This is a genomic window from Candidatus Kuenenia stuttgartiensis, assembly GCF_900232105.1.
Taxonomy (GTDB): domain Bacteria; phylum Planctomycetota; class Brocadiia; order Brocadiales; family Brocadiaceae; genus Kuenenia; species Kuenenia stuttgartiensis_A.
The window spans coordinates 4,168,573-4,182,755 of sequence record NZ_LT934425.1 but is presented as its reverse complement, the minus strand read 5'-3'; the positions used below and the strand labels follow the sequence as shown (position 1 = coordinate 4,182,755).

Below are 14,183 nucleotides of genomic sequence, written 5' to 3'. Positions count from 1 at the left end.
AGGTGCAAAGCAGGAGAAATCGCATACATTTAAACAGTTTTGAAAGGAGAAAGAGTGAACTATGGTCAAGAACATCCCTCCACATGGGGGTAAACTTATAAACCGGATAGCTTCCGCAGAAGATAGAGAAGTGTTGTTGGATAAAGCGAAAAATTACGCCATGAAAAAAATCCAACTCGATTCCCGTGAAATAACGGACCTCGATATGATTGCAGTTGGCGCAATGAGTCCGCTTGAGGGGTTCATGTGCAAAGAAGATTATGATACTGTTGTGAATAATATGCGTCTGGCAAACGGACTCCCTTGGTCTATTCCCGTGACGTTATCGGCGAGTAAGGAAGAAATTGAAGGGCTTAAGCCCGGGAATGATGTTGCCCTTATCGATAAAGCAAATGAAGTAATTGCCATATTACATTTGGAAGAGATATTCCATCATGATAAGACGAAAGAATCGCTTGAAGTGTATGGAACGGACGATAAAAAACACCCCGGTGTTGATTATGTTTACAAGATGGATGATTATCTTCTTGGCGGTAAAGTGAGTGTTGTTAACAGGGCAAAACCCGGAGACTTCCTCGCTTACAGACTCGATCCTGCCGAAACAAGGGAGTTGTTTGTAAAAAGAGGCTGGAAGAGAATTGTCGGTTTCCAGACGCGCAATCCCGTTCACAGGGCGCATGAATATATTCAAAAATGTGCTCTTGAGATTGTTGACGCCATCCTTTTGCACCCACTGGTAGGGGCGACAAAAAGCGATGATATCCCTGCAGACGTCAGGATTAAGAGCTACGAAGTTCTTTTAGAAAAATATTATCCGAAAGACCGCGCGATGTTGTCCGTCTTTCCTGCGGCAATGAGGTATGCGGGCCCGCGCGAAGCAGTTTTCCACGCGCTGTTGAGAAAAAACTATGGCTGTACGCATTTCATTGTGGGAAGGGATCATGCAGGGGTCGGGAATTATTACGGGACGTTTGACGCACATTATATATTTGATGAATTTGATGCGCATGAAATAGGAATTACTCCCCTCTTTTTTGACCATACATTTTATTGTAAAGCGTGCAATGGTATGGCGTCTTATAAGACATGTCCGCATGACTCAGCAAATCATGTCATCTTAAGCGGCACTGAGGTGCGAAGAATGTTAAGCGAGGGAGAGGCGCCTCCTCCAACCTTTACAAGGCACGAAGTTGCAAAGATATTAAGTGAATATTACCAAAGTACACGGTAACGATTAAATCAGACAAAACAAAAGGCTTGAAATTGATACAAAAACCTGCTAATATCCTTTCTGCTTATTGGGAAATAAGGCAGTATCATCTCTTGAATGCCTTTCAATAAGCAATATACAATTAGTTGAAAATACTGCAATTTTGAAAAATAAAAAACATCTTTTAAGGGGCCGTAGCTCAATTGGTTAGAGTACCAGACTGTCGATCTGGATGTTGCGGGTTCGATTCCCGTCGGCCTCGTTTTTTATTTTTTTACATGCCTAAAATCCTGACAAACCGGAACCAAACAAACATAAAATTCAACACAAATTCAAAACATCCAACAATACAAAGCTTGAAAATGAAAGATATGCTTGTTTAACATTTCAAATCATTTTGTCATTAGAATTTGTTTCGTATTTAGTAACACTTTAGTTTTTTGAAACTGTAGGGGCGAAGCATTTGCTATAAATTATCATAAATGCATTCATACTCGTACTGGCAAATGCTTCGCACCTACTGGAATTTTCAAAAAACTAAATTGTTATAGGATTTCGTATTTCACCAATAAATATTTTGCAAAAAAGCACGTACTGACGAATGGAAGTATGCAAAGAAATTACTGTTAAGGTACTAACAGAGCATTTATAGAAATATATGAGGATTTATGTGTGAAGAATCACGAAGTTGCATTACTCTTCGGAAAAATTGCTGATGTACTGGAACTGAAAGGCGAAAATACCTTTCGTATCAACTCTTACCGCAAGGCGGCAAGGGTAATAGAGGACTTAACGGAAGATATTGAAGCCCTCGCAAGGGACGATAAATTAACCAATATTCCCGGAATAGGTAAAGGCACGGCAGATAAAATTATTGAATATATTACAACGGGAAAAATGTCAAAATACGAGGAGGTTGCAAAGGGGATATCTGAAGAAACGGTCGCACTCATGCAGATACCAGGTTTAGGGCCAAAGACGGTTGCGATGCTCAATAAGGAATTGGGTATTGTGAATCTTGTTGATATAGAAAATGCAATCCGGGATGGGAAGTTGAAGGGTCTGTTCGGTATTGGAGAAAAAAAGATTGAGAATATCGTAAAAGGCATAGAATTATACAAAACAAGCCAGCAACGCATTTCCATAGGGATGGCATATCCGATAGTAAAGAGGATTATTGAACGATTAAAACAAAACCCAAAGGTTAAGGAAATACAGGCTGCCGGTTCTTTGCGAAGGATGAAGGAAACTGTTGGCGATATTGATATCCTTGCAACAGGAAATGATGGGGCAGAAATAATAAAGTCATTTGTCACCATGCCGGAAGTGACGCAGATACTTGCCTCCGGAACTACAAAGGGAAGCGTCAGACTGGAAGAGGGCGTTCAGGCGGACCTGCGAGTGGTAAATGAAGAGGAGTATGGGGCTGCCCTGCAATACTTTACCGGGTCAAAGGACCATAACGTTCATCTCCGGGAACTGGCAAAGAAAAAGGGTTATAAAATCAGTGAGTATGGCATTTTCGAGGGAGAAAAGAAATTAGGCGGAAGGCATGAATCTGATATTTACAAAATATTGGGGATGGATTGGATTCCTCCGGAATTGCGGGAAAACAGGGGGGAAATTGAAGCCGCCATTGAAAAAACACTACCCAAATTGATCGAGTATTCCGATATAAAAGGCGATCTTCATAATCATTCCAATTGGAGCGATGGGCACTGCACCTTTGAGGAGATGGCGGAACATGCGATGAAGAGGGGATATGCATATATGGTGGTATCCGATCATTCACAATCACTCCATATAGCAAACGGTTTAACTGAGGAAAGATTACTTAAGGAAATTGATGAAATAGACAAACTCAATAAAAATTTAAAAGGCTTTACATTATTGAAAGCCTCTGAGGTTGATATCAGGACGGATGGTTCCCTTGATTTTTCAGACAGAATGCTCGAAAAACTTGACGTAGTGATAGCGGCCATACATAGCGGTTTTAAACAGGAAAAAGAGAAGATTACGCAAAGAATGATTGCCGCCATACAAAACCCATTTGTCAACATTATCGCACACCCAACGGGACGCCTTATCAGCAAACGCGTTGGGTATGATGTTGATATCGAAAAAGTTCTGGATGCATGTGCGGAAACCGACACGGCGCTGGAGATTAATTGCTATTATGACCGGCTTGACCTGAATGACATATATTGTAAAAAGGCAAAAGAGAGGGGAGTGAAGATAGCTATTAGCACCGACTCCCACCACACAGATCAAATGTGGATGATGGAACTGGGAGTAGGAATTGCCAGAAGAGGTTGGCTGGAATCGCAAGATGTGATAAATACGTTTTCGCTGGAGAAATTAAAGTCCTTTTGTAAAAAGAAACGAAAGCATGGGAAACGTACTATGTAAAGGGATGCGATGAAATGAAACGAAACGAAAACATCGGATAGTATTATCCGGTAAAACCTCTTTTTTAAAATAAGTTTTTTGCCACCCCTTAATACATTCCTTCGTAAGCTGGGGAAAGAGGAGGGGGGGGGATTCTGCGGTTCAAAGGCTTTATGATTGGTTTATCCCAGAGGTGTTCAATTCATGCGATACGATAAGGAGGTATTATTTCCCAGAAGGAACAGCAACCTGTTTGTTTTTCTCATAATCATCAACAACCTTTCTTTTAAATATTAAGTATTTAAATCTCTGTTCCTGATGGATCAGTACAAGTTCCCATCCCTCATCACCTGAAGCATTAAGCAATTCTTCAGGGATTCCCACAGTAGTGATACGCGCCACCTTGTATTCATATTTATCTCCTGCATATGCATCCCCGGCAAAACAATTACTCGCCTTGCTCCCTGGCATTGATAAAAAAAATACAAATGCAAGAGTCAGCAGTAACGGTAACAGGTAGTTATGCATATTCATCGTTCCGATTCCTTTCTGTAGAAAGTCTTATAAATAAAACAATGGGGGTATCCGCTTGACTCAAGTAGATACAACATATAGTATAGGTGGGTATAGAAGATTACCCACTAAAGGCTGTTAACATTGAACCAGTGAGCCAGTAAAGGGACGAAATATTCGTGGTGACCGATTACATACGTAAACCACAAGATATGGCTCTACTTGAGTCAAGCGGATACCCCCATAAAACAATTTTGGTCTAATGCATGAAGTTATGATGGGAAATAAAGAACTCTTTCAGGTATAACCTGATTGGTTCCTGTTTTTGTTTAGTACGGCTAACGTCTCGCATAAGCAACCACCACCTGTGCGTAACGCTTGCAAGAAAGGCTTGAAGCGGCAGCCTCAATAAATATTAAATCGCATAGTTATTGGTGGTTGGCTTAATGCGCTTGTTAGCCCTTTTTATTAATCATACGCTCGTACTCATCGTGAGTACCTATCCAAACCCAAATATAATCTTTACCATCTTCAACTGAAAGTGCCCTATGATTCATTCCGACTCTGGCTGACCAAAGCACTCCACCTTTTTTAAAATGAAGAGATGGATGCGAATGGTTCTTTTTGAGAAGCTCAAAATTCTTCCTAGCTCTCTTTTGAACAAGTGGTGGAAGATTCTCAAAATATTTCCAGAATCGATTTGTTGTCCGATGCATTTATAGTTCTTTAAGCTTTCCCTTCGATTTTTCTTCAAGGGCTTCCTTAATCAGGAAATCCAGCGTTCCTGCTTCTGAATCCGCTAAAATCTGATTATCCCATTTTTTCCAGTCTTTTTCCGAAAACCACTGCCTCAATTGTACATAATCATTCTCTGGAAGGGTTTCTATCGCTTCTTTGATTTTGCTTACTGTTGACATTCTGTTCTCCCCTCAAATTCAAGGTTATTGTTTTTAGTAGTATAGCACGTCACATGAATAATAGAAGTATTGTTTTTTGGGCTAACGCAGAAATCAGCGGCAGCGGTTTTTGCCGTCCGCTGTATTGAATTGTTAGGTGTTTTCTATTTGTGATCCTTGTACCTTATTAAGTTAGAAACTTTTTACCAATCACCCCTTCATAAAAAACTAACCCTACAGATTCTTCACAAACTCATCAATATCAATCTCTGCATCTCTAAGAGAGCCCCTTAGGGTATATCTATCGACTTCGTCATGAAAGAGGAAGACTATCTTCCTACCACGGCGCTGTCAAAGTTTTCCATAAGCGCATAATATACAAAGATATGTAAAAAAACGTGGACATTCCCCCTAAAATATTTTATATTATAGGGCATGAACCAGCATACAACACCAATCGATAACACACACAACGAACTACTTCATTCAATTACCGTTCGTCCTGTTTCACAAAACGACCAGGCAAATTGGGACACACTGATGCGCCAGCATCATTACCTTGGATTTCATTCTCTCGTAGGAGAATCAATTCGCTACGTAGCGGAATCACAGGGACAATGGCTTGCCTTGATCGGCTGGGCTGCCGCAGCATTAAAATGTACCGTTCGCGATAAGTGGATTGGATGGCCGCCATTTTTAAAATCGCAACGACTGAAACTCATAGCAAACAACTCACGTTTCCTGATCCTTCCTCAGATACACGTACCAAACCTTGCCTCCCGTATTCTTTCTCTTAACCTTAAGCGCTTATCACAAGACTGGACTAAGGTCTATGGGCATCCAATCTGGCTTGTGGAGACCTTTGTCGATCCTCGTTTTTTTAAAGGCGTCTGCTATAAGGCCGCAGGATGGATTTTTTTAGGACATTCAACCGGTTTTGCCAGATCATCACAAGGCTATCTTCTGCACAATAAGCCAAAGATGGTCTTTGTTCGCTCATTGAAAGCACAAGTCCAAAAACAACTTAACAACCTTAATCTTACCATACAATTAAGAAAGGAGACAAAGCCTATGAAATTATCTTTAAAAGATGCGGAATTTCTTGACGAATTATTGCAGCAAATCCCTGAACATCGCATGCCCAGAGGCGTTCGCCACAGGAAACGTTCTATCCTGGCAATTTCTATCTGTGCTATCATCTGCAATGCCTGGAGCTTTGCCGCCATTGCAGAGTGGGCAAAGCGTTGTCCGCAAAATATGCTCAAACGTCTCTCCTGCCGTTACAATGCAAAAACGAAACGATACGAACCACCGAGTGAACCTACCATCAGGCGTTTCTTACAGCAGGTGGATGCAGAAGCAGTTGATAAAGTCCTCTCGCGTTGGTTTCAATCTGTAGGTGATAAAAGCCTGCCCATTGCGGTTGACGGGAAAACCCTTTGCGGTGCAAGACAGCCTGACGGCAAACAGGTACATTTGCTTGCCGCTTTTCTTCATAAACAGGGTATAGTTCTCGCACAAACTCAGGTAGACCGCAAAACAAACGAAATACCGATGGTTCCGGTATTGTTTGATGATTTAGACATAAAAGACCGTGTCGTTACTTTCGATGCCTTACATGCGCAAAAGGAAACCGCCCGTTATCTGGTAGAAGACAAAAAGGCAGAATATATATTCACGGTGAAAGATAATCAAAAAACCATAAAACAAGCCATCAAGGAACTGAATCTCAGTTCTTTTCCCCCCCTCAGCACGAAACAATTGAAAAAGGCCATGGCCGCATTGAAATCCGCAGGATTTGGACCAGCACCGAATTAAACGAATAACTTGATTTCCCCTACGTTAAGCAGGTATTTTGCATTCATAGAATATTTACAAAAGTCAAGACCGGCAAAAAGACCGAGGAAATTGTTTACGGTATTACCAGCCTGACACAACAAAAAGCAAGTCCCAAAACCATTCTTAAGTTTTCCCGCGGACACTGGTCAATAGAAAATGGACTTCATTATGTGCGTGATACCTCCTTCCGTGAAGACCATTCTCAAATACGCACACAAAATGCCCCAAGGGCAATGGCTTCTTTGAAGAACCTTGTGGTTGGGCTGTTTCATTTTCTCAATGTACCAAATATTGCAAAGACGCTCAGAAATTTTGCGGCAAGACCTTTTCTTGCACTTCAAATGCTTCGCTTGTAATGTAGAGAACAAAAAAAAGCCTTTATTTTTTTACTATCTCTTTCGTTACCACAGGGATACTCCCGTTACATTTTGCTTGTTTTGCTCATTTCTGCCGATTTATATGGGAATTCTATCGTTTTTTACTTTCTTCTCCACTTATTGACGGGAGCTTTTGGCACAAATTCTTGATCCGCGTCTTTCGTAGGGTGACTTTGACGTTGCCGTGTAGGGGGGTATTCATTGCTTGACGAAAAAAGGTACACTGTGGGTTTGGTATTGCCTGCCTGTTAGTTGATCGCACCTGTCTGCATGCATCGCATAGGCAGGCGTCAGCCGTCTTTATATGCATTACATGTTGTTACTCATTATTTATGATTCGGTGTCAGTGTCAGGACTTTTCTATAATGTTGTTCTGCAAGTTCCTGCTGATCTGAATCTTCATAGGCAATGCTTATTAAACGATGGTATTTTGAATTGTATGGCTGAAGTTCTATCGCCTTTAAAGAATATTCAATGCACTCCTGAGGGTCTTCTTCAATCAATGCGTTTAAAGCATTATTGTAATAATAATGACCGATAATTTTCCTGTATTCGCCATACATCCCCCAAATCGAAATAAAAATAACGGGAACGATAACAAGGATTTTTTTAAACAAAGTATTAAAGAAGAGCGTTTCGGTTTTTGTTTCTTCAAATTTCCCTGAGCAAATAATTCCCAGTCCGATGAAAAAATACACGGAAGAGGTAGATGAGTGCAGGTTGTAACTTACCATCGATTGAGACAACGCAGCAATGCATCCTGCGGCAGGCGCAAGGAATAATAGTTTTGTTTCAGTAGTATATTTAAAAAGAAAATTCCGCAAAATAGCCCTTATAATAACAAAGAGGAAAATGCAAATGCCGCAAAAACCCACGATACCTGTTTCTGTAACCATGTGTAATAATTCGTTGTGTGCATACATGGTCATCCATTTCCATTTTCCCGATTTGTAAAGAGGGTATTTAATAAAATAATTTCCTAAACCCACTCCCCTGACAGGTTCCTGAATCAGCATTTTTGCCGAGTCTTTCCAAAGAGTAAAACGTAAATTATCTTTTCTGCTGATTATCGTTGAAATATGGCGTGATGTTTTTTTGTGTTTAATTGGAATTTTTCCCCATAAAGCGGCAACAGGCAGTGCAAACATAAACGATATGATGCACAAAAAAAAGATTACTCTTTTCTTTGATGAACATAGTGAGACTATTGGGGAAATAGACGAGGTTTTTAATTTTATGCTGAGATAATAAACTGAAAAGAATATGCCTCCAATTATAGTTGAAACCATCGCCCCTCTGCAAAAAGTAAAAAACAAGGCTAGCAAGGATATGGATATGCAGGAAATGGTCGTTATTTTTGTTTTAATTGATGAACAATTTACCAGGATTCCAAGGCTCCACAAAACCATGATGGATAAATATTGCGCCAGTATATTTTGATAACCAAAAAAAGAATATATTCTTTTTTTTGAAAAACCGCATGGATAGAAGGAGAGTATTTCAAAATACTCTAACAATGCATATAGTGCGATAAAACAACTTATTCCCATGCAGATCTTTATCAGTGGCAGAAGTATATTTCGGGACCACCTTATTTGTGAAGCCGCAAGGAAAAGAGTGAAAAGGCATGCCCATCTTTTTAATTCATCGAAGCCCTCATGATAATTTGTACTGTATGGAATAGTTACGGCAAAACAGGTGAGTAATAGCAACGTTGCTGAAAAGAGTGAAGATGATAAAGTCGTTAATAATTTGTTCGCAGGGAAGAAAACAAAAATAATTACACCGCATGAAAGTAAGGTAGAAACTGCTCTTTTGGGAAGCAGAAAAGGGTCTTCCGGAGTAAATGGCAAAAAGAATAACGGGGTGATAATTAAAACACTTAAGAGGAGTATATAGTTAAATTTATTGGTCATACCTAAGCTGGCATAGCCAGAACCAAACAAGCACGAAATAAAAAATACGAAACTCGAGGTACGAAATACGAAACAAATCCGAATAACAAAGCATAAAATTCAAAACAAATCCAAAACATACAACAATTATGAAGCACGAAATGCGAGATACAAAAGATGCATTTGCTTAGCATTTCAAATCATTTTGTCAAAGGTACGAACAGAGAGAGCTTTCCTCTCCTATGCAAGGAAGGGATTAAGGGGTGGTTATGAAATAATGCCTCCTTCCGGTTTCTTTCTCCGCAAGATACGGGAAGGAATTTAAACTTTAACGTAGTGCGTCGCATATCTTACTTGTTCACTGGATTTATGGGCAAGATAAAAAAGAAGGTGCTTCCTTTTCCAAAGGTACTTTCTGCCCATATCTTGCCACCATGTAATTCTACAAGACGTTTTGTCAGATGCAATCCAAGCCCTGTACCCTCATATTCTCTTGTAAGCGATGCATCTGCCTGGTGAAATGCTTCGAATAATTTCTCTTTGTCTTCAGGCTTTATACCAATGCCGGTATCAACTATTTCAAATTGCAGAGAGTTGTCTTTTTGGAAAACGTTTATAGTAATTTTGCCATTTTCAGGGGTAAATTTCACTGCATTTGATAGCAAATTATAAAGAATCTGCCTGAATTTTGTTTTGTCAGCGGATAGCAGTGGCGTGTTATCCTGTATATTTGTATGAACGGAAATTCCTTTATTGTTGGCGGATGCGTTTATAATTGTCAGTGTGTCATTAATTGCATCTTCAATGCAAAATTCCTCGTATTGAAGATGCATTTTCCCCGTTTCAATTTTTGAAAGGTCCAATATGTTGTTAATCATATCAAGCAGATGATGGCCGCTGCTGTGAATATCGGTTACGTATTCTTTTTGGTCTTTGCTGAGAGAACCGGCGATTTCGTCACGTAAGACTTCTGCGAATCCAATGATTGCGTTTAAAGGAGTGCGCAGCTCATGTGACATTGTTGTCAGGAATTCAGATTTCAGCCTGTTTGCCTTTTCTAAAGCAACATTTGCCATTTGAAGGTCTGCTGTCTTTTCCTGCACCCTTTTTTCAAGTATTGTATTTATATCCTGCAGCCGTGTTATTCTTATAAAATCAAGCCACGACGCAACGTCTTCATATTCGGCGACATTCAGTCCTCTCTTTTCTTCTTCAGGGGTTACCCGTAATCTCTTTACTTTCTTTAGGCATAAGAAGAAAAGCATGCCCAGCCCGAATGACCACGAAAAGGCGACGATAACGCCTAACGCCTGTATGCCTAACTGATGCATTCTGCTTCCGTTTTCCGCAAGAAGATACGATTTTTGCGCAAATATTGCGACGCAGAGCGTACCTATTACCCCGCCGACTCCGTGCACGGCAATGGCGCTTACGGGGTCGTCGATTTTCAAAGTCTTTTCAATAAAACCTTCTGCAATGATTGCCAGTATGCCGGTAATGAGGCCGATAGCTACTGCGCTGACTGGGGTAACCATATTTGAACTTGCCGTTATGGCAACTAATCCGGCAAGTATCGCAGTGAAGAGACTTCCTGCTTCGATCCTTTTTCTTGTTGCATAAATAAATATGAGGGCGGAAACCCCGGCAGAGGCGGCGGCCATGTTCGTATTCAGGATTACCAATCCGATATTTGCGCTCACTCTCAAAAGACTTCCGCCGTTAAAACCAAACCAACCAAACCACAGAAAAAAAGTGCCTAATGTGGCTAGTGGTACATTATGTAACCCAATCCGGTTAGAAGATCCGTCAGGATTGTATTTGTCTATTCTTGGCCCTACCATTATAGCCGCCGCCATGGCAAACCAGCCGCCGATGGAATGTACTACCGTTGCACCTGCAAAATCAATAAAACCCAATTCTTTTAACCAGCCGGTTTGATCGGGGGAAAAGAGATTGCCCCATGCCCAGTGCCCGAAGATTGGATAGATAATGGCAACAATAAATGCGGTACCTGCTATATTGGGAATAAAACCGGAGCGTTCTGCTATGGCGCCTGTTAATATTGTGGCGGCTGTGGATGCAAAGACCATTTGGAAAAAAAAGAATGAATACGATAACGTATTGGGATGCAATGCCAAATCATTTGCGAAGAAAAGATCTATTCCGATCAATCCCATGTAGCTTTTGCCAAACATGAACCCAAAGCCCACACTGAAAAAAACGAGTGATGAGATAAGGGTATCTACGAGATTTCTCAATGCAATACTGATGGCATTTTTGGACTGGGAAAATCCGGTTTCGTAAGAGGTAAAACCCAACTGCATCAGGAATACCATGCAGGCCGCCATAATCACCCACAAATGGTTAATATTTATTTGTATGTTTTCCATAAATTATTTTACTTCGGTGTATTCTTTTCATTACCATTGCAAATTGCCTGAACACCGATGAAAGGCAGCAATTCATTGGTGATACGCACGATGGTAAAGCATAGAATTTTCAGAAAATGATCGATTACATAATTTGCTTCATAAGGAGCTGCGGGGGCGGTGCCCCATAAGCGCTAACTTGTTTTATTGACAAATTTTATTCATCATGGTATTTTTATATTAATTATCCCGCTAATCACTCTATAGGAGGATAAAGCCATGATGAGAGAAGATTGGGATCTTCTAAGAACTTTCTTCCCAAACGATTGGAAAAGTTTAGCCGTTGATACAAATGCTTTAAAAGGCTTGCGCAAGGATAAATCTGAAGAAAAGCTTCTTCGAACATTATTAATTCATTTAGGATGTGGCTATTCATTGCGTGAAACAGTAGTTCGAGCCAAGCGTGCTAACTTAGCAGATTTATCCGATGTTGCCTTATTAAAGCGATTAAAAAAGAGCAAAGAATGGCTATATAAATTATGTTTATCTTTATTCCGTGAGCGTGGCCTCCAAATTAATAAACGGAATAATTTTCATCTTCGCTTATTTGATGCAACAACAGTAAAGGAACCTGGGAAAACAGGAAGTCTTTGGCGCATTCATTATATAGTCAAACAAATCAGATTTTCGAAATTTGCTCGCCAATAATTTGAAAATTTTCAGTTAAAAGAGTAGACAATTCATCTGTATACTCGTTAATATTTTTGAAAAAACTTAAACATTTGTTTTTAAACTTCTCATAAGTATCATAATACTTGTTATACAATATTTTTTTGCGAAAGAATTTCCATAATCTTTCAATGAGATTTAAATTGGGCGAATAGGAAGGGAGAAATTTGATCTTTATTCTCGAATTTGCAAGGTATTCTTTGACCAACTTAGACCTGTAATATTTAGCATTATCAGAGATTATGTAAATAGTACCGGCTTGAGCATACCTTGACTCTATTTCATGGAAAAGCTTTATTGTTGATTGAGCATTGATGCTTTCATCTTCCCGGATTGTTACTTCAAAGGTTTCTATGTCAATAGCCCCGTTTAAATTTATTCTTTTCCTGCCGGTATTAGAGGGTATTTCCTTCTTTTTGCCTTTCTCTATCCAGCAATATGCAGACGTAGAATTGTGCTGTGGATGAACTCCATCCATAAAAAGTATCTTATCTCCAGGGGCTTTCTCTTCTTTGAGTTGTTTGTAGTTTTCGATAAATTCTTTTTGTTTTTCAGGGTTTGCTTTGCCTGGAACTATTGTAGTTTTCTTGTAAGTAAAGCCTAATCTATCGAGGGTATGTACCATTCCTTCGGGTGTATAGATTTTATTGAATGTCTGTTTTACATATTCAACAATTTCTTTTGCCGCACTATAGTTGTTTTTCCTGATATGATCTTTTAATTGTTCTTCTTGTTCGCAGGTGAGTTTTGGCACACAGCCAATATAATTGTCAGATAAAAGCCCGTCAAAACCTTTATCTTTGTATAGTTTTTCGTAATTCCTGATTGTTTGATCGTCTAACAAGAGCGCCTCTGCTACTTTTTCATAACTCCATCCTGAATCAAGAAGAAGTATAGCTTTGATTCGGTCGGCATGACGTCTATGAGGCTCTTTCTTATGTGCTTTTTTAAATTCTATTCGGGTTTTTTCACTGAGAAATGGATTCATGCAGAATTTAATACTCTAGAAACAATTCAAATGCAAGAAAAAAACAGATTTTTATAAAAATAAATGCTTTTTACTATAGTATTGAGGTTCCTTCATTATCTTGCGATTTCTTTAAACTTACGGGAACTGAAGGAGAAGGCACAGGAGAATCTTTTCGGCAGTTTCCGATGAAAAAAGATGATTATATTATAGCTGACAGAGGTTACTGTACTGGCCAAGGAATTCATCATGCAACAAGGAAAGGCGCTTATCTTAGCGTTAGAGTTAATTCGCAATCTCTACGGATATTCGGCGAAGAAAAGAAACCCTTTCCTTTATTGAAAGAAATCCAATATTTAAAAAGACCCCTTGCTATAAAATCATGGAACGTTTTTATTCCAAACGTTGATAATACTGAATATGTCAAAGGTCGTCTTTGTATAATACGCAAAACAGAAGAAGCCATTAAAATAGCTCATAAAAAACTTAAAAGACATGCAAGCAAAAAGGGCATTGAACTAAAACCGGAGACCCTTATTTATGCCAAGTACGTAATAGTATTCACAACGTTTCCTGAAAATCAATTTACCGCTTTTGATATCTTAGAATGGTATCGAGTTCGATGGCAAATTGAACTGGTCTTTAAAAGATTTAAACAAATAGCACAATTTGGACACTTACCTAAATACGATGATGATAGCTCAAAAGCTTGGCTTTATGGCAAACTATTCGTTGCTCTTTTGACAGAAAAACTAATAGATTTTGCTACGTCTTTTTCCCCCTGGGGATACTTCATTGTCAAGCAAGAAGACTAAAAGCAAATGGCGTGAATTTGCTTTTATGCTTAATCAAGTAAAACGGGCTATAGAACCAGCGTTATCATTACAGGAAGTTCTTAAGTGCTGGAATGACATTGCTTGTTCTTTAGCAGAAAATACAAGAATCCGAAAAACACAGATATCAAAATACTTCGAGCATACCTAAAACAAGTTAGCGCTTA

The 14,183-nt window shown here is 39.4% G+C and carries 12 protein-coding genes, 1 tRNA gene and 2 pseudogenes; 9 read left to right on the top strand and 6 right to left on the bottom strand.

Going from position 1 to position 14,183, the window contains the following annotated elements; genetic code table 11:
• Positions 1–61 precede the first annotated feature (61 nt).
• The 3 genes from sat (at position 62) to polX (ending at position 3,619) form a co-directional block, all read left to right on the top strand.
• The gene (gene sat / locus KSMBR1_RS19510; protein ID WP_099326778.1) at positions 62–1,231 is read left to right on the top strand and encodes a sulfate adenylyltransferase; all 1,170 of its coding nucleotides are present in this window, start codon (positions 62–64) and stop codon (positions 1,229–1,231) included.
• Positions 1,232–1,398: 167 nt separating this feature from the next.
• Positions 1,399–1,472 (top strand) — tRNA-Asp (locus KSMBR1_RS19505).
• A gap of 410 nt (positions 1,473–1,882) precedes the next feature.
• On the top strand, positions 1,883–3,619 hold the full coding sequence (gene polX / locus KSMBR1_RS19500; protein ID WP_099326777.1) for a DNA polymerase/3'-5' exonuclease PolX: 1,737 nt from the start codon (positions 1,883–1,885) through the stop codon (positions 3,617–3,619).
• A gap of 204 nt (positions 3,620–3,823) precedes the next feature.
• On the opposite strand, the gene KSMBR1_RS19495 is transcribed toward polX, so the two are convergent.
• From KSMBR1_RS19495 to KSMBR1_RS19485, 3 genes are all read right to left on the bottom strand, one after another.
• Positions 3,824–4,132, bottom strand: a complete 309-nt coding sequence (locus KSMBR1_RS19495; RefSeq protein ID WP_099326776.1) for a hypothetical protein — start codon at positions 4,130–4,132, stop codon at positions 3,824–3,826.
• A 434-nt stretch (positions 4,133–4,566) separates the two neighbouring features.
• Positions 4,567–4,827, bottom strand: a complete 261-nt coding sequence (locus KSMBR1_RS23795) for a type II toxin-antitoxin system RelE family toxin (RefSeq protein WP_099326775.1) — start codon at positions 4,825–4,827, stop codon at positions 4,567–4,569.
• The gene (locus KSMBR1_RS19485) at positions 4,828–5,028 is read right to left on the bottom strand and encodes a hypothetical protein (protein WP_099326774.1); all 201 of its coding nucleotides are present in this window, start codon (positions 5,026–5,028) and stop codon (positions 4,828–4,830) included. It lies immediately after the preceding gene.
• A gap of 414 nt (positions 5,029–5,442) precedes the next feature.
• On the opposite strand from KSMBR1_RS19485, the gene KSMBR1_RS19480 reads away from it, so the two are divergent.
• Together KSMBR1_RS19480 and KSMBR1_RS23790 are read left to right on the top strand one after the other, a co-directional pair.
• On the top strand, positions 5,443–6,825 hold the full coding sequence (locus KSMBR1_RS19480; protein WP_099326687.1) for an ISAs1 family transposase: 1,383 nt from the start codon (positions 5,443–5,445) through the stop codon (positions 6,823–6,825).
• Positions 6,826–6,866: 41 nt separating this feature from the next.
• The gene (locus tag KSMBR1_RS23790) at positions 6,867–7,202 is read left to right on the top strand and encodes a transposase (protein WP_099326467.1); all 336 of its coding nucleotides are present in this window, start codon (positions 6,867–6,869) and stop codon (positions 7,200–7,202) included.
• Positions 7,203–7,549: 347 nt separating this feature from the next.
• Here KSMBR1_RS23790 and KSMBR1_RS19470 read toward each other — a convergent pair whose 3' ends face one another.
• Positions 7,550–8,512: an O-antigen ligase family protein gene (locus KSMBR1_RS19470; RefSeq protein WP_230405798.1), complete on the bottom strand. Its 963-nt coding sequence runs from the start codon at positions 8,510–8,512 to the stop codon at positions 7,550–7,552.
• Here KSMBR1_RS19470 and KSMBR1_RS22550 point away from each other — a divergent pair.
• Both KSMBR1_RS22550 and KSMBR1_RS21355 read left to right on the top strand, forming a co-directional pair.
• On the top strand, positions 8,487–8,663 hold the full coding sequence (locus KSMBR1_RS22550; RefSeq protein WP_230405831.1) for a hypothetical protein: 177 nt from the start codon (positions 8,487–8,489) through the stop codon (positions 8,661–8,663). The genes KSMBR1_RS19470 and KSMBR1_RS22550 overlap by 26 nt on opposite strands.
• 258 nt (positions 8,664–8,921) lie before the next feature.
• Positions 8,922–9,122 (top strand): hypothetical protein, encoded by a 201-nt coding sequence (locus KSMBR1_RS21355; RefSeq protein WP_157820741.1) that lies wholly within the window; start codon positions 8,922–8,924, stop codon positions 9,120–9,122.
• A gap of 346 nt (positions 9,123–9,468) precedes the next feature.
• Here KSMBR1_RS21355 and amt read toward each other — a convergent pair whose 3' ends face one another.
• On the bottom strand, positions 9,469–11,508 hold the full coding sequence (amt, locus tag KSMBR1_RS19465; protein WP_099326772.1) for an ammonium transporter: 2,040 nt from the start codon (positions 11,506–11,508) through the stop codon (positions 9,469–9,471).
• A gap of 258 nt (positions 11,509–11,766) precedes the next feature.
• Between amt and KSMBR1_RS19460 the strand changes: the two are divergent.
• Positions 11,767–12,162, top strand: a pseudogene (locus tag KSMBR1_RS19460) (IS4-like element ISCku3 family transposase); the annotation flags it as partial.
• A 4-nt stretch (positions 12,163–12,166) separates the two neighbouring features.
• Here KSMBR1_RS19460 and KSMBR1_RS19455 read toward each other — a convergent pair.
• Complete coding sequence (locus KSMBR1_RS19455; RefSeq protein ID WP_099324671.1) at positions 12,167–13,204, bottom strand: IS630 family transposase; 1,038 nt, start codon at positions 13,202–13,204, stop codon at positions 12,167–12,169.
• A 71-nt stretch (positions 13,205–13,275) separates the two neighbouring features.
• On the opposite strand from KSMBR1_RS19455, the pseudogene KSMBR1_RS19450 reads away from it, so the two are divergent.
• Positions 13,276–13,998 (top strand): annotated as a pseudogene (locus KSMBR1_RS19450) (IS4-like element ISCku3 family transposase); the annotation flags it as partial.
• Between the last annotated feature and the right edge of the window lie 185 nt (positions 13,999–14,183).

Coding starts and splice junctions, on each gene's coding strand:
- KSMBR1_RS19470 (WP_230405798.1), bottom strand. CDS start 8,512: ATGGTTTCAACTATAATTGGAGGCATATTCTTTTCAGTTTATTATCTC.
- KSMBR1_RS23795 (WP_099326775.1), bottom strand. CDS start 4,827: ATGCATCGGACAACAAATCGATTCTGGAAATATTTTGAGAATCTTCCA.
- KSMBR1_RS19485 (WP_099326774.1), bottom strand. CDS start 5,028: ATGTCAACAGTAAGCAAAATCAAAGAAGCGATAGAAACCCTTCCAGAG.
- KSMBR1_RS22550 (WP_230405831.1), top strand. CDS start 8,487: ATGCCTCCAATTATAGTTGAAACCATCGCCCCTCTGCAAAAAGTAAAA.
- sat (WP_099326778.1), top strand. CDS start 62: ATGGTCAAGAACATCCCTCCACATGGGGGTAAACTTATAAACCGGATA.
- amt (WP_099326772.1), bottom strand. CDS start 11,508: ATGGAAAACATACAAATAAATATTAACCATTTGTGGGTGATTATGGCG.
- KSMBR1_RS19495 (WP_099326776.1), bottom strand. CDS start 4,132: ATGAATATGCATAACTACCTGTTACCGTTACTGCTGACTCTTGCATTT.
- KSMBR1_RS19455 (WP_099324671.1), bottom strand. CDS start 13,204: ATGAATCCATTTCTCAGTGAAAAAACCCGAATAGAATTTAAAAAAGCA.
- KSMBR1_RS19480 (WP_099326687.1), top strand. CDS start 5,443: ATGAACCAGCATACAACACCAATCGATAACACACACAACGAACTACTT.